Source organism: Sphingobacterium sp. UBA7038 (genome assembly GCF_002494055.1).
GTDB classification, from domain to species: domain Bacteria; phylum Bacteroidota; class Bacteroidia; order Sphingobacteriales; family Sphingobacteriaceae; genus Sphingobacterium; species Sphingobacterium multivorum.
Genome location: NZ_DLAV01000029.1, coordinates 129,501 through 144,596 on the forward strand (window position 1 = coordinate 129,501; position 15,096 = coordinate 144,596).

The 15,096-nt window shown below is 42.4% G+C and carries 13 protein-coding genes; 2 read left to right on the plus strand and 11 right to left on the minus strand.

Annotated features, from left to right (window positions below; translation table 11 throughout):
• Positions 1–28: 28 nt before the first annotated feature.
• From B3H30_RS19225 to B3H30_RS19240, 4 genes are all read right to left on the minus strand, one after another.
• The gene (locus B3H30_RS19225; protein ID WP_070565968.1) at positions 29–3,346 is read right to left on the minus strand and encodes a DEAD/DEAH box helicase; all 3,318 of its coding nucleotides are present in this window, start codon (positions 3,344–3,346) and stop codon (positions 29–31) included.
• A 9-nt stretch (positions 3,347–3,355) separates the two neighbouring features.
• Positions 3,356–5,425: a TonB-dependent receptor gene (locus B3H30_RS19230; protein ID WP_286834794.1), complete on the minus strand. Its 2,070-nt coding sequence runs from the start codon at positions 5,423–5,425 to the stop codon at positions 3,356–3,358.
• An 18-nt stretch (positions 5,426–5,443) separates the two neighbouring features.
• The gene (locus B3H30_RS19235; RefSeq protein WP_286834795.1) at positions 5,444–6,241 is read right to left on the minus strand and encodes a hypothetical protein; all 798 of its coding nucleotides are present in this window, start codon (positions 6,239–6,241) and stop codon (positions 5,444–5,446) included.
• Positions 6,242–6,348: 107 nt separating this feature from the next.
• Complete coding sequence (locus tag B3H30_RS19240; RefSeq protein WP_070565961.1) at positions 6,349–7,659, minus strand: BamA/TamA family outer membrane protein; 1,311 nt, start codon at positions 7,657–7,659, stop codon at positions 6,349–6,351.
• Positions 7,660–7,855: 196 nt separating this feature from the next.
• Between B3H30_RS19240 and B3H30_RS19245 the strand changes: the two genes are divergently transcribed.
• The gene (locus B3H30_RS19245) at positions 7,856–9,736 is read left to right on the plus strand and encodes a M1 family metallopeptidase (protein WP_286834796.1); all 1,881 of its coding nucleotides are present in this window, start codon (positions 7,856–7,858) and stop codon (positions 9,734–9,736) included.
• A gap of 123 nt (positions 9,737–9,859) precedes the next feature.
• Here B3H30_RS19245 and B3H30_RS19250 read toward each other — a convergent pair whose 3' ends face one another.
• From B3H30_RS19250 to B3H30_RS19260, 3 genes are all read right to left on the minus strand, one after another.
• A complete protein-coding gene (locus B3H30_RS19250) occupies positions 9,860–10,471 on the minus strand; it encodes an alpha-ketoglutarate-dependent dioxygenase AlkB family protein (RefSeq protein WP_070565957.1) in 612 nt (203 codons plus the stop codon).
• Between the two features lie 22 nt (positions 10,472–10,493).
• Entirely contained in the window at positions 10,494–11,330 is an 837-nt protein-coding gene (locus tag B3H30_RS19255) for a bifunctional transcriptional activator/DNA repair enzyme AdaA (RefSeq protein WP_286834797.1), read from the minus strand.
• Between the two features lie 67 nt (positions 11,331–11,397).
• Positions 11,398–11,697 (minus strand): SelT/SelW/SelH family protein, encoded by a 300-nt coding sequence (locus B3H30_RS19260; RefSeq protein WP_070565953.1) that lies wholly within the window; start codon positions 11,695–11,697, stop codon positions 11,398–11,400.
• A gap of 76 nt (positions 11,698–11,773) precedes the next feature.
• Between B3H30_RS19260 and B3H30_RS19265 the strand changes: the two genes are divergently transcribed.
• Positions 11,774–11,905 (plus strand): hypothetical protein, encoded by a 132-nt coding sequence (locus B3H30_RS19265; protein ID WP_262886174.1) that lies wholly within the window; start codon positions 11,774–11,776, stop codon positions 11,903–11,905.
• Here the strand turns inward: B3H30_RS19265 and ygiD are convergent.
• From ygiD to B3H30_RS19285, 4 genes are all read right to left on the minus strand, one after another.
• Positions 11,902–12,759, minus strand: coding sequence for a 4,5-DOPA dioxygenase extradiol (gene ygiD, locus B3H30_RS19270; protein ID WP_286834798.1), 858 nt, complete (start codon positions 12,757–12,759; stop codon positions 11,902–11,904). The two genes, B3H30_RS19265 and ygiD, sit on opposite strands and share 4 nt — an antisense overlap.
• Positions 12,760–12,896: 137 nt before the next feature.
• Positions 12,897–13,730 carry a helix-turn-helix transcriptional regulator gene (locus B3H30_RS19275; RefSeq protein WP_070565951.1) on the minus strand — a complete coding sequence of 278 codons (834 nt, stop codon included), beginning with the start codon at positions 13,728–13,730 and terminating at the stop codon, positions 12,897–12,899.
• A 208-nt stretch (positions 13,731–13,938) separates the two neighbouring features.
• Positions 13,939–14,181: a hypothetical protein gene (locus B3H30_RS19280; RefSeq protein ID WP_159333286.1), complete on the minus strand. Its 243-nt coding sequence runs from the start codon at positions 14,179–14,181 to the stop codon at positions 13,939–13,941.
• 482 nt (positions 14,182–14,663) lie between these two features.
• On the minus strand, positions 14,664–14,924 hold the full coding sequence (locus tag B3H30_RS19285; RefSeq protein ID WP_070565947.1) for a hypothetical protein: 261 nt from the start codon (positions 14,922–14,924) through the stop codon (positions 14,664–14,666).
• Between the last annotated feature and the right edge of the window lie 172 nt (positions 14,925–15,096).

Sequence of the window (15,096 nt, forward strand, 5' to 3'; positions counted from 1 at the left end):
CGATGTCCCCTTTTTTGATTTCAATAGTTTAGCGTAGCAAATTCATTAAATAGCTTTTGTCGAGATAAAAGGCATCTAAACTTCCGCCCTCATCCAGAATACTGTTGCTAATTTCCTTTTTATTTTGCTGTAAGGTCTGAATTTTATCTTCGACCGTGTTAGGGCTGATTAATCGAACAGCGGTAACCGTCTTTTGTTGCCCCATGCGATAGATCCTGTCGATCGCCTGTTGTTCAACAGCAGGATTCCACCAGGGGTCTACCAGGTACACTACATCGGCTGCGGTAAGATTAAGTCCGGTACCACCAGCTTTTAGACTAACCAGAAAAACGGGGATATCCTTGTCGGATTGAAAGTCACTAACCAATTTACCTCGATTTTTGGACTGGCCCGTGAGCATCAACGCGCGAATCCCCTGTTTATCCAAAGCCTCTTTAATCAGGTTGAGCATACTGACAAACTGTGAAAACACGATCATTTTGTGCTGGTCTTTTTTATGCTGAATCTGCTCGATAAGCATTTCGATTTTGGCAGAGTCCGCAGCGGTAGTCAGATCTTCGTTTTGGAGAAGTTTGCTTGAATTACATATCTGACGCAATTTTGTTAGACCTTTTAGGACATGCATGGGGCTTTTCTTGATTTCATCGCCATCTTTGGCTGAGATAAAATCCCGAAACTCTTTTTCATAAAGATCATAAATTCGCCGTTGGGCGGTTTTCATCTCACAGTAAAGGATCAGTTCATTTTTTGCAGGAAGATCACGTAATACATCCTGTTTTGTTCTACGGAGAATGAAAGGCTTTATTTTCTCTTTCAGCATTTTTTTTCTCTTGCGGTCATGGAAAGCATCAATAGGAGTCGTATAGACATCTTTGAAATATTTTTTGCTTCCTAGTAGCCCCGGCACAATAAAGGAAAGCTGGGCATAAAGATCCATCGTATTATTCTCGATAGGAGTTCCTGTTAAAATAATGCGATTTCTTGATTTTAATAAATTTACCGTTTTGTATCGCTGGGAATCCGGGTTTTTGATTTGCTGCGATTCGTCCAATATGACATAATTGAAGGTTATTTTTTTCAGCATATTGATATCCGTCAGCAGGTTGTGATAAGAAATTAAAACAAGGTCATATTGTTCAAACTGCATCCCTTTTTCCATTCTATTTGGACCATCTAAAACCAACGTCTGGAAAGATGGAAGGAATTGCTGGATTTCATGCCGCCAATTAAAAATTAAGGTCGTGGGAAGTACAAGTAATGTTGGTGCAGATTGTCCCTTTGCTTTTTGAGTAGCCAGAAAGGCTAATATTTGGATCGTTTTGCCAAGTCCCATGTCATCGGCAAGACAGCCGCCAAAGTTAAGCCCATCCAAGAAATGCAGCCATTGTAGTCCTTGTTGCTGATAAGGGCGTAAGTTTCCGACAAAAGTTGGAGGTAGCTGGACCTCGGATAGCGAAGAAAAATTAGCGAGCTGCTTTCTCAACGTGCTGAGCTCCGCCAACACGATGGGGTCTAGCTCCGCCTGATCAAATAGTTGATCGATTTCATTGAATTTGTATTTTGGAATTTCAATGAAATCATCAGCTATCGATTCTGCTGCATTAAAATAGGCTTCAAATTTATCGAGCCACTGTTGCGGTAAAATGCCCTGGGTGCCGTCATCCAAGGTGATGAATTGCGAGCGGTTCCGTACTGCCTTTTCAAGTTTTTTTAGGGAGACACTTTTGGGGCCAAATTTGACCTGTATATTGGCGTTGAACCAATTTTGTCCACTGAGGACCTCCACATGTATTTTTCCCTTAAAACGGCTTAATTTATTTCCACGTAACGTATTAAATCCGATGATCTGTATACCCTGATGTTGCCACTCCTCAAAAGCATCCAGAAACCAGTTACTGTCCAGAAAGTATTTGCGATGCAAATAAAAATGCTGAAAGCTTCCTTCATCCATTTGCTCCTGAAAATAGGGATGCTGCTTCAGTAACAGGGAAATAACTTTTGTTTCAGCTTCACGTTTCCGATCGACCAAAAATTGTGTACCCTTGCTGTCTGTACCAAATATATTCCGCTTACTTAAAATAGGAATTTCGACCTCACCATAACGCATGACAGGAATAAGGTTGACAAAATCTTCCGATTCTTCCAGAAACAAAAATGGCTGCATGTCCTGATAATACAGATTTTCCTTCAACTGTGGCTTGCTTGCTTTGGGAATATCTTTAAAATTTAACTCCACGGAATGTGCTATCTGTTCCAAAAACAACCTGTTGAATTCTTCGAACTTACGCTGATGGATCAACAATTGCTCACCTTTGTTGCCAAACAAACGGATCAACTTGAGGTGAAATCTATTTTCAATCAGAAAAAGCTGATTTTTGATGAGAATGAAATGGTCCAAAAGAACGACTAAATCCTGTAAATTGTAGGCTATCGTATGAATATGAATTTCTCCTTGAATGGTATAAAACGCACCTTTTTTTGTAATGAAGAGCTTAATTTCACCTTTGTTTAGGTTAAATTGAACCGGCGATAAGGTGGAGGCTGTTATATTGTCGGATTTTTCATAGTCATGCAGATAAAAATCGAGGTGTAACGGATTTTTTGCAACCGCCTTCAGACTGGAGCTGATTTCGATATCCTGTTGTACAGCTTGAGAAAATTGGTAAACAGCGGTGTAAAATTGCATTTCCTCAATCGAGCTGCTTTGCCAGATACGGGACTGGCTCTCACTGGCGGAAATCGGATTTTTAGGTAGGCCGGATTTCGTCATTGGAGCTTGACACAGGAGTATTTGTAGATTTTTGTAGTACCGGTTGCGCGTTAACACCACAAAATAATGCTGCTGTTCGGCCGTCGTCTTGACCTTTTTTGGGATAAGAGATTCCTCCACTAGATCAAAGTCATCAATAGAGGTTAGCTGTTTGTCTTTTAATAGAAACTCAAGCTTCCCTGCTTTGATCTGGGCTGAAAAATAGTTTTCTAAAGACGATTCCTTTTCCAGTCCATATTGTGCCGCAACCTTCTTGAGGAGATGCTGATAGCGGTTGTGATCAAAAAATGCCAGCCAATTCTCCTGTGTAAATAGTTTACCTAAAGCCGCCTTTTGATGACGGCAGAATCCTGTTTGTGGACAATTGCAAAAGACGGCTGTTGTGGGCAACGTATGGATGATCATCACTTCAAAATCGGTATAATTCTCCAGTACCCGAAAAGTTGCCTGATTGACCTCCATTTCCATCGCATTGACCTGAAAATGGGCCAGTGTCAGGTCCATCCAAGGAAAATAAGAATAACGGCTCACCTTGGTGAAATCGATATCGGTCAATGTATACTGATGGAATTCCATGATGCTTGGTTAAAAATTAAAACTCATTCCGCCATAATAATTACGTAAAGGGGCAGGATTAAAATACCGTCCTCCAAAAGCATTGATATCGTTTCCAAGACTATATTTTTCATTGAGCAGATTGTCGGCCCCAACAAAAAGCCTGATTTTATGCCGTGAACAGACAGATTTGCTCCAAGATAATTTGGCTTGCAAAAGATGATACCGTTTGGCATAAACAGTGTTTGCATCATCCAGTGGTATGGCTGCTGTTAAATTGGAAAGAAGATCCAGTTGGAATTCATTCGGGAAAAGTATATTCAACGAATTTACCCATACTGTTTTAGGAACTGCAGGGAGTTTATTGTTCTTATAGTTTTTGTCGCCTACCTGATAGGTTTTGAAACTGTAGTCATTGAAGGAAAAATTGCTGGTCAGCTGTAGGCTACGGACCATACCGGTTGTTTGAGGCCTAATCAAATACATGAATAGCGAGGCTTCCAATCCCTTTTGGTTTATTTTACCCGCATTTTGAAAATATTCAGCACCATTATCCCGTACCTGTCGGATGATGGCATTGTTCATTTGATACGTGTAGGCCGCTGCATCTAAAATAATCCGGCGATTCCACAAATGCCAACGAAGCCCAAATTCATGGTTTGTACCTGTTTCTGGTTTCAGCATCGTATTAATTGTATTGTCTGACGAGCGGACTTCAGCAACAGTTGGTGCAGAGAAACCTTTAGAAATCGATGCTCTAAGTGCAAGCATTGGAGTGATCAAATAGGATAGTGCTGCTCGTGGCATCCATGTACTCCCGAAATCAATATTTTCTTTGTTTTCTTGTGCGACAGGATAACGTTGCTGGTAGCCAATTTTATTCTCATTTAATCCGAGCGACAGCTCTACCTGGAGACGCTCTAGCCATTCCAGTTGGGTGCGTGCAAAAAATGATTGCTGACTGTTTTCCAATTTGTCCTTGGCCTGAGGATCGGTAGCGACACCTTGGGCGTTGTCATAATTGTCAATAGCATACCATCCCTTTTGCGCTTCCAAGCCCAGTTGTACTTCATATTTTAAATCTTGGCTCAACAGATCGACATAAGATAAATACAGGCGCGTTCCCAAATTCTTTTCATCTCTTTTCTCGTAATTGGTGATGAAGGGATTTTTGATCTGATTGGATGAACCAAATACACTGGCGAATAAGGTCATCTTAGAACTGAGATGCGTCTGGTTGCTCAGTCCACCAAAGAATGTTTTATCGTAGATTGCTGCTTTTTGTTCAGCAGCACCAGGGTTTGGTCCGCCCTTTGGCCGGGCTTGCCTGCGGTCGCTTTCCATTTGTGCTGCGGTGAGCCCTCCCGGAGTTTGGTAACCGAGATCCGAATAGAGCCCCGTGAATTTTAATTCGGATGTTTTTGCATATTGCCAATTGTAATTGAGCTGGATATTCTTTTTGTTTAAGGCTGAATTTTGGCGATAACCGTCACTTCTCGTCCAACTCTGATTGACGGCAAGTTGTTGCGTCTTGCTGACGGGTAATATTGCATTGAGCTGCTCCTGGAAAAGACCATAGGAGCCTCCCGTTAATTGGAGATTGACTTCAGGTTTTGCAGATTGATCAAATCCTTTACTATATAAGGAGAGTATACCGCCTGAATTGGCCCCGTAGATCGATCCGTCCGGACCTTTCAAGATATTGATTTGCTCGATTGCATAGGGATCGAGCAAGTTAAGATAGGTGTTCCCGCCGGCGTCAGTAAGCGGAAAGTCGTCCAGATAGATTTTAACATTGCGAACACCAAAAGGTGAACGGATCATACTCCCGCGGAGTGCAAGCCGGTAACTTCCAGGAGAACGTTCTTCCATCCGTAAACCCGGTACCCTGTTCATTGCCGAAACAAAAGAGGGCGACTGTTGGGATTGGATCGCTTGGTTGCTTAACACAGCTGCAGAAGAAGTCAATCGCAAGAGCGGTTGTTTATTGAAGTAGGCTTTAACTTCGACTTGCTCTAGCCGATTAGTTGTAGTATCCACTTCTTGCGCATATAATTTGCTACATAAACCAAGGGTAGCAAGTAGGTAATATCTTTTCATTGTTCGGGTTAGTTCGGCTTAGTCTGCAAATTCCTGACTGAAATAAATTTCAAAAATCTGCTTTTTCTTATTGTATTTTAAGCATTGAAAATTCGCGTATACGGAGCTGGTCGGTACACAAAGACTGTTGGCCATGGCATCTTTTGCGATGTTTTTGTTCAGACAGCCCTGCTGCAAATCGAAGTTTTTGTTCGTAGAAATATCGGTCACCTCAAAGGAGTTGTCGTCAATCAGGTAATTTGAATTGTTTAGGCGAATATAATCCTCTTGGTAAATCAGTTCGGAAGCAACAAGATAATCGAGCGATCCAAAGCTGGATGAACAATCCAAATTTTGAAGGGTATTGACAACTTTTAATTCTTTATACAGTGTGTTGAATGTATTGTTCTTACGATCCAATAGGATGATTTCGATGCGATGATTATCTTTATTGTACACAATATACCCAAGGTCATTGGCACCATTTTCAAAGATATTCCCTTTGGTGATCGCTAAAACAGCTAAGGTAGGATGCCTAAGAAAATAATCCTTCTGGTCCGCCGGTAGTGTTGTCGTTAACTTCTGATGAAGTTTATCGAAGAGGCCGGCATCATTCATTTCCATTAACTGCTGCGCTTGTTCTTTTACCCTGCCTTCAAAACGCGGGCTATCGTAGCTCGACGTATCCGATGGGAGCGACGCGGAGGCAGGAAGGGCTACTTGTTCTTTCTTTTGGTCTTCACTTTTCGTTGATGTTGGTGTTGGCGTCTTTGCCTGATGACAGGAAACGAGACCTAAACATAATGGAATGTATAGAAAAAAGGTTTTTAAATTCATGATGAAGTATCGTCAATGCTTATGCAGTCACTCTTCATGCAGCGAAAGAGCAATAACATCGGCTAATTTAGTTATTTTATGGCAAAGAAAGCTGCCGCAGCCTGGAATTAGAAAGCTTCATTCAGCCCCAAAAAGAAACCACGGGAACCATATTTTCCAAAGGCATAGTCCAGACATAGATTTGTGCGTGTTGCTTTGTTAAAGAGAACTCGCAACCCGGCACCACCCCCAGGTTGCCACCTTTCAAAAAGTTTGGTGCCCAGTTCGTCGCTGGCAGTCTGTAGGTTAAAAAAAGCAGCTCCGCTCAAAAAGCGATTCTTTAAAATTGGGAAGCGGTATTCTGTTTCGGCATAACCGAAAGAAATTCCTTTGAAATAACCGATGGTATAACCGCGGCCGCTTCTGACGGCTACGTCCCTTCCTGTTCCTGGAAGATCAAAATAGGGCAGAGTACCACCAAGTTTATAGGAACCCCAATACCAGAAGGCGAGTACATGAGCTGGGTCGGACTGGGATAGACTAAAGTATTTGCGAAAGTCGGTGGTAAGCTGTACTGCACTTTTGCTGCTACCCAGCAGCGTTGTGTTCCATCGCACACCGATATCCGAATATATACCCTTGTAAGGCCTGTTGGGATTGTCTCTGGTCATATATTGCATATTGAGCAATAGGCCGTTGGAATTGTAACTGTCGGGCTCGAAGCCATGTTTTTCGGTGTAGATGGTGTTGGGCGTAACGTTGCCATTCGGGCCGCTGCTGGTTATTTTCCGTCGTAAGTCAAACGCCAGTCCGGCCCCAACAAATAGCCCGTCGGCGATGCGTTTATAGACTTTTTCATTAAATGTAAATGCATTATATTTTGCGCCGTATTTCTTATGGTCGGGGTTGGCAAGAATCTCTTCATCGGCATTGTTCCATTTTCCATGGGGAGTCATGCCCAGCCCTGCGTCTAAAGCCACCATTTTGACAAGTGCAAAAGCACCCTGAAAATTTAGTTTATTGTTCGGAGTAAATACATTGTGGCTGATATAGAAGACCATAATATTTTTCGTGGTGATCGAGGCGGATGTCGCTGCGATCGACATGGTGGTTGTTTTGGGATCACCTAGTACTTTCCCGGCGACAGCCTTGATTCCAATCTGGCCACCAATGGTTGGGTTGTAGGCAATGTTGGGCATTAAGGTGATGGGAGAACGTTTACTTGCATGTTCCTTTTTTCGTTTGGGATGTATTATTCTTCCGATGAGATCCGATATATCGTATTGACTAGCCAAGGCAGAGTCACGCTGCTGTTTGTACTGTGCAACAGAGTCTGCTTTCACATCATTTTGAGCTGCAAGGAGTGTAGGGATTGAAATTAAAAGTATTCCTAAAAAAGCGTATCGGAAGAAATCGTTATAACGTAAAAGTTGATGCATACATTCGGGCTTATCTTAAAACTAAACGTAAAAAAAAATAAAATGTTTTCTCCGGCACTTGGAGCCTGTCTTTTTGATGGTTGAACAAATGCGAATAGGGTATTGTGTTGGAGAAGTTTATTTTTCTTGCGAAGCTGGAGAATTAAACTTGCAAATCACAGCAAATTTATCTTAGTTTGATTATTTAAACTAGGATATGATAGGACGCACTATATTGAATTACGGATTGACGTTGCTTTTATTGACAGGGGCTGCTCATGCACAAGAACTGTATACCCCAAGGAATATTCAGCAAGCGATCGCAAAGGGGACCCGTACTACAACGGGCATACCGGGAAAAAACTATTGGCAGAATTTTGGAAAGTATGATGTGCGGGTGCAGTTGGATCCGGCTACAAAGATGGTGAGTGGAACAGAGACTATTCTGTACACAAACCATAGTCCTGATACATTGAAACGCTTGGCTATCCGATTTGTGAACAATGTGCACAAACCTAATGCGGTACGTGCGGCATACGCTTCGGACGATTACCTGACTTCGGGCCTAAAGATTAAATCGTTTAAATTGAATGGTCAAGTTTACGACGTAAACAGCAAGGACTGGGGAACGGTGAAGTTAGGTGATTTTGGGCAGAAAATCCTTCCGGGAAGCACTGCAACATTGGACATTAGCTGGGAATATCCGTTATCTGTCGAAAGCGACCGTGAAGGGCTATTGAATGCTTCGACCTTTTATTGTGCTTACTCTTATCCGCGTGTGTCTGTATACGACGATTACAATGGCTGGGATCTTTTGGAACATAATGGCCGACAAGAATTCTACAATGGTTTCAACGATTATCAATTTGAGATATCCGTTCCGAAGAACTTTGTTGTTTGGGCGACAGGCGAATTGACCAATGCGGCTGATGTACTGCAGAAACCTATTCTGGACCGTTTCGAAAAATCAAAAGTCAGCGATACCCCAATACATATCGCGACAGATGCCGAAATGAAATCGGGCAAAGTGACAGCACAAGAAGCCTGGAATACGTGGAAATTCAAAGCAAGCTACGTACCTGATTTTTGTTTCAGCTTGAGTGACAATTATATCTGGGACGGGGGGAGTGTAGATTTGGGAAGCAAGCGCGTGAGTGTGCAATCTAGTTATGTCGCCGGAACGCCAGATTTTGAACAATACATTGTCTGGCAACAATACTGCATTGACTGGTTTTCTAAAAATTGGCCTGGTGTCACCTATCCATACCCAACAATGACAGCCGTTCAGGGATTTGCAGATATGGAATATCCGATGATGATCAACGATTCGAGTGTTCCAGATAATCTTGTGGATGCACGGCAAACAGCAGACCATGAAATTGCACATACTTATTTTCCTTTTTACATGGGTATCAATGAGACGCGATACGGTTATATGGATGAAGGTTGGGCTACTGCATTGGAATTCTGGATCGGAAATGCGGAGATTGGTGCCGAAAAAAATAAAGAACTTTTCAAAGATGCCCGTGTAAAGCGTTATATCTTTGACCCCTCTACAGAAGAAGACCAACCCCTGATTACGATGACCTCTCAGTTAAGTGGTTTAGGTTATGGTAACAATGCTTACATCAAGGCCGCGTTGTCTTATATTGCATTGCGGGATTATCTGGGCGATCAACTGTTTAAAAAAGCACTACATCATTATATGGAGCTATGGCATGGAAAGCATCCGACGCCTTGGGACTTCTTTTACAGCATCAACGCCGGAGCTGGGCAAAATTTAAATTGGTATTGGAAAAATTGGTATTTTACCAATAATTACATCGACCTTAAAGTGAATGGTTTTAAACAGCTTGCCGGTAAAAATACACTTACGATCACTAATGTTGGGGGATTTGCAATTCCGTTTGATGTGTTGATTACCTATACGGATGGATCGGTGGAGACAAAACATCAAACTCCGTCAATTTGGCAACACAATGAAATACAGGTAATCCTGACGTGGACTTCGACTAAAAAAGTGAAAAATATTACCTTGGACGGAGGGATTTTTATGGATTACACAGCCAAGGACAACAGCTGGGACGTTATTAAATAACCCGATCGATCGTGTCAGCCTTTATGTTTGAAAAGGTTGACACGATTAATGACTGAATGCTGTTGTGAAGTTTACCTACAAATAGGTGTCCATTCCTGTAAGCCGTACCTTGGGCCTGTAAGACTACAGCTGATCAATGCTTCGAAATGTCAGATTAATTCGTGCACTGAACGCTTTTTTTGTCGGTGGAAGCCGATGCAACCAATACGTTTGTGTAAGACCTTTCATCACCAATAAACTTCCATGGCCCAAGATGAGGTCTATTTTTTCTTTGCTCGTTTTGTGTTTAAAGGCAAACTTTCGTTCAGCACCAAAGCTTAAAGAAGCAATTGCTCCATTTTTTTTAAGGTCTTTTTCACCGTCACTGTGCCAGGCCATTCCTTCGTCGCCATTGTGATAAAGATTCAACAGGCAGGAATTATACGTCTCCTGTGTTTGTTCTTCGGCAATCTTTTTCAGCTCAAGAAGCTCTTTTGTCCAGGGAAGCGCCCTTTTAGTGGTGTTGGAATAGCTATATTCGAAAGCCTGGTCGCCATACCAAGCCACTTTTCGTTTGGTGACGATTTCGTTTCCAAAAATAATAGCACGGTCATTTACCCATTCGATCGAGTCCATGAGTCTATCAAAATAGTGGTTTGCTTTCTGTGGAGGCAGTATTTTACCATAATAATTGACAGTCCCATCGTAAGGGAGTAGATTTCTATTGCCATCGAAGAGATTGTCGAAAAGTTCCATTTTATCGTATTGTGTGTGTTTATTAAATAGCCGTATGCAAAGTCTCCCATCCGATCATCGCTGTTTTCCGCATTGGATCCCATCGGTAACCACCAAATATACCGCTGTTTTGTATAACACGATGACAGGGGATAAGGTAAGCTATCGGATTGCTACCGACAGCTGTGCCGACAGCACGGGAAGCTTTGGGGTTTCCGATTTGAGAAGCGATAGCACCGTAGGTACTTAAGTTACCCATAGGGATTTTTAATAAAGCTTCCCAGACTTTCAATTGAAAATCAGTGCCTTTTAAATGTAATTTTACCTGGCGGATATCTTTGTCTTGGGGATTTAATGCGCTGAGTGCATTATCGTGCATGCTATCTCCCTGTTGTCGATATGTTGCGTTCGGAAAGCGTTGTTGAAGGGTGTCAAAAGCTGTTAAGTTGTCATCGGCATAGGCAATATGACAAATACCTTTTGAAGTGGATGCAATTAGCATTGTGCCGAATAAGCTCTGATAATAGGCGTAGGAAATCAATAGATTGGAGCCTTCATTTTTATATTCAGCGGGAGTCATTCCCTCAATATTGATAAATAGCTCATGAAGTCTACTGCTGCTGGAAAGACCAAGTTGATAGGTGGTTTCGGCGATATTACTTTCCTTGAGCAATGATTTTGCATGATTTATACTTACGTACTGTAAGAATTTCTTGGGGCTTGTACCAGCCCATGCGGTAAACATGCGTTGAAAATGAGCTTCACTCATGTAAACATGAGAAGCGATCTGACCCAATGTAGGTTGCGTCTTAAAGTTTTCCTGTAAGAAATGTATGGCCTTGGCGATACGTTGAAAATCTACTTCTTGTTGAGTAGTCATGATTGTTCATTTAATTTATACAAAATTGCTAATAAGAAGAAGTCTTTAAAATCCGATTTATGCTAAATTAAATGTTGGATGAAGGAGATTTGTCCGAATGACCCAAGGATTTATCTGGTGCAATTAGATCTCGGATGAGCTGTTTGAGTTCTTTTATTTCGGGGAATCGACCCGCTCTTTTTCGATCGAAAATCTCCTGATCCGCTACCCGTACGGTATAACGGCCTGCAATTTCGCTGGGAACCAGCATCACTCCATGGATCTCATCCGTGAACGAACTCAGTACCTCCTGCGCCATATAGGCGGCGCGCAGCATCCAATTGCATTTTGGACAATATTCAATTTCAATAACAGGTTTTGTTGCCATGAGTTAAGTTCAAGTACGTTGTTTTGTTTCAAACAAATTTATCAATCCTAGCGCTGCAATCCTAACGCTTTTTGTCATGGAAATTTCGAGATTATTTCCAACTCAGCGGAGTCCTGTATACAACAAGACCATTCCATTGGCCTTTTTCTCAGTTAATGGAATGGGCTGGCATTGTTGGATATTCCTGACAGGTATGCTGGAGGCTTAACCGATTTTCAAAGAAGTCATGGTCAGCGATCCAGCCACTGAATTGTCGTTGAAGAGAAACAACTCATCATTTTTCTCCTGTAAACCCAAGGTATAGATTAAAGGGAGGTAATGTTCAGGAGTTGGAATTGCCAAGTCGAACTCTTTGCCCTGTTTTCTGAAATCGATGAGCGCTTGATGGTTGCCGTTCTGAATAAATTTCTTCATTTTTTCATTGGCTATCGTAGCCCACTCATAGGCATAGCCTGCCGTATCGAGTTTGTCCCAGGCGACCATCCGTAAGTTGTGCACCATATTGCCGCTACCGATAATGAGTACCCCCTTTTTTCTTAGCGTGTTTAATTGCTGTGCAATTTCATAATGGTATGCTGCAGATTGTGTGTAATCGATGCTCATTTGAATAATAGGCACGTCTGCATCAGGGTATAGGTGTTTGACTACAGACCATGATCCATGGTCCAGCCCCCATTTGTCGTCGAGATGAACGTCTGTTTTGCTTACGATACGCTGTGTTTCTAAAGCGAGAGCCGGGCTGCCTGGAGCTGGGTATTGGACATCAAATAACGCCTGAGGAAAACCGCCAAAGTCATGAATGGTGGCGGGATGCTCCATCGCTGTGACAAATGTTCCACGTGTTTCCCAGTGTGCCGAGACAACAAGAATCGCCTTCGGTTTTTCGAAAGTTTGGCCAATTTTTTTGAATCCCCGGACAAATTCGTTGTCCTCTATGGCGTTCATGGGACTTCCATGTCCTAAAAATAAGACCGGAAATTTGTCCGTTGCCTCCAGTTCCTCGGAAAATTTATATAAAGAGTTTGCTTTATAAGCTACTCCAGCTAATGCTAATGTTGCCATAATTTTAATAAAATCCTTTCTACGCATTTGATATGATGTGACTGCGTCAATTTTTATTACAAAGGTAGGGGATGGGCTTGGCTAGGCGGTATCATTATCCTGTCAATCTGTTGTACTATTCGGAAATCTGTTATACGCTATTCGGAAATAAGTTTTTGGATTTCATTTCTAAATTCCGAAGGCGTCATGCCTGCTTTCTTTTTGAAGACATTGGTAAAGTAGGCTTTATCTTGGTAACCGAGTTCAAAACCAATTTCCGAGATCGTTTTAGTCGTTGTCAACAAGAGGTTTTTTGCTTCAATAAGTTTCCGTGTTTCGATAATCTCAGAAACGCTTTGTTGTAATATGCTCTGACAAATTAAATTTAGGTTTCGTGTCGACATAAAAAGCTTCTCCGCGTAAAAATTAACGCCTTCAGGACGGCGGTAGTTCTCTTCCAGTATAGATAGAAAGCTTGTGAACGTTGTACTCTGATTTTTCAATTGCTGTTGGCTGTCTGGAAATTGCCTTTTTCGTTCAGATTCAATCATGGTAAAGATGGTGCTCAATAGCTGCTTGATAACCGCATAGTCTACGCTATGTTGTAAGCATTCCTGCTGCATTAGCTCACACAAGACTATCAATCTCCCGAAGCAGTTGGGGCTGGCGAAGGTCAATGTCGCATTTTCATGAAAGTGGGTATAAAGTTGGAAAGTTGTTTCGGGGATAAATTCACTTTTAAATCGAATGACCCAAAATTCAATGCTATTGTTGTGCAAAAGAGGTTTCACACGGTGCGTTTTGCCCTGAGTGACAAAACTTATAAATGGAGCGGTGTAGGTTTTTGTTTTAAAATCGATAAAATGTTCGAGTTTTCCTGCCACACCAATAATCAGTTCCTCGAAATCATGTTGGTGTATTTCGTTTTTGGATTGTTGTATGCGCAGTGCCTCATCGGCGTCAACTTTGTAAATTTTGAAAAGTCCGTTCAAAATAAGGGAAATTTTAATTTGCTATTTACGAATATACGGTTTCGTTTGCATATTGGCTATTCGCAGTGTCCTACCGGCAGTTTACAGTTATTGACTTTTGAATCTATGTTATTTTCCAATACTGTGCCCAAATGAGGCTTTGATGGTTGGCGGTACATTTTTTATGTTGGCTAGTTTATAATATAGATCCTTATATGTTTATCCGTTTCTATGCTAGTTTTTCATTTGAGTTGGTATTCCGAAGCAAGGGCTGCTCCGCTTCATCGTTAAATTGAGGTATTCCCCAGTCTGATGTGAACCCTTGAATCGTTATTTTGTCTGTCTTTATAGCGTGTTTTTCCGAGTTATTTTCGTGTTGCAGCGTCGCTGCGGAATTTTTCGGCTGCGGTTCGGATTGGCGTTGGCCTTTTTTAGGGGCATCCAGGGAATATGGTCGCGTTCGGAGCGTCATTTGCCCGTGTTGGCAGCGGGGTGAGTGCGGGCTTAGACTCGGACTCAACACGGACTCAACACGGACAGAACACGGTTGCAGGGCAAATCTGCCCCGACCATGGTACGAAGCAGGGCTGGGAGGGTAGTCGGAGGTTCCTGCAGACCTTTGTCAGCAGCCGGAGTCCTATCCCCAACCGGAACCCTAGTTGCCCTAAATGAGCCATGCTTCCCCAGTAAATAAAGAAAAGTTGAGGGCTTCTTATTCCTTAGGTTAGCTTTTGTTTATATTTAGCTTAGCAATAAGTTAGGTTTTGTTTAGCTCTAACCTATACTATACCTAAACAAAACCTAACTAAAACCTAAACTAAACCTAAGTAAACAGGTAGGAAAGTATAGCTGCAAAAGAAGGTATCCGGAGTGCTGAGTTCTGCGATCTTCCCGTTCCCGTCCATCTGCTGCGCCGGTGCGCACCATCTTCAATTGGGCATTGAGCCGAGCGGGCTACAAAGTGATCCCGGGCTTAGGAAGATCGAACAATACAATGTCCATCCATGTTTCCGCTGCGGAGCTGCACCAAGTTCCGGTTCCGTGGATGTCCGCGGTACGATCCAATTTCCAGGCCCCCCATGTTTCCCCTGCAGAGCCTGTATCAAGTCCCGGTTCCCACGAAGTCCACGCCAAAACCACTTTTCGGCCCCATTCTGTCCCGGAGCCGACGTTCCCAGCCTTCCGACCACCTGTTTTACAAAAAGAATCTTGCACCGTTACAGGTAGTTAAGGATAAAATGAAATAAATAAGAACAAAAGGCTTGGAAGTTTGTTTATAAACTCCCTATCTTTGCACCACTCCGCAAGGGAGGGACGGTTACTTCGAAAGAAGGAACCCTGAAAAAAAGAAGGGTTTAAGGGAGTTTGGCAGGATTTAAAATCCCGC

Excerpts from the sequence above, each read along its gene's own strand:
- B3H30_RS19225 (WP_070565968.1), bottom strand. The coding sequence starts at position 3,346 with ATGGAATTCCATCAGTATACATTGACCGATATCGATTTCACCAAGGTG.
- B3H30_RS19230 (WP_286834794.1), bottom strand. The coding sequence starts at position 5,425 with ATGAAAAGATATTACCTACTTGCTACCCTTGGTTTATGTAGCAAATTA.
- B3H30_RS19235 (WP_286834795.1), bottom strand. The coding sequence starts at position 6,241 with ATGAATTTAAAAACCTTTTTTCTATACATTCCATTATGTTTAGGTCTC.
- B3H30_RS19240 (WP_070565961.1), bottom strand. The coding sequence starts at position 7,659 with ATGCATCAACTTTTACGTTATAACGATTTCTTCCGATACGCTTTTTTA.
- B3H30_RS19245 (WP_286834796.1), top strand. The coding sequence starts at position 7,856 with ATGATAGGACGCACTATATTGAATTACGGATTGACGTTGCTTTTATTG.
- B3H30_RS19250 (WP_070565957.1), bottom strand. The coding sequence starts at position 10,471 with ATGGAACTTTTCGACAATCTCTTCGATGGCAATAGAAATCTACTCCCT.
- B3H30_RS19255 (WP_286834797.1), bottom strand. The coding sequence starts at position 11,330 with ATGACTACTCAACAAGAAGTAGATTTTCAACGTATCGCCAAGGCCATA.
- B3H30_RS19260 (WP_070565953.1), bottom strand. The coding sequence starts at position 11,697 with ATGGCAACAAAACCTGTTATTGAAATTGAATATTGTCCAAAATGCAAT.
- B3H30_RS19265 (WP_262886174.1), top strand. The coding sequence starts at position 11,774 with ATGGAAATTTCGAGATTATTTCCAACTCAGCGGAGTCCTGTATACAAC.
- ygiD (WP_286834798.1), bottom strand. The coding sequence starts at position 12,759 with ATGGCAACATTAGCATTAGCTGGAGTAGCTTATAAAGCAAACTCTTTA.
- B3H30_RS19280 (WP_159333286.1), bottom strand. The coding sequence starts at position 14,181 with ATGACGCTCCGAACGCGACCATATTCCCTGGATGCCCCTAAAAAAGGC.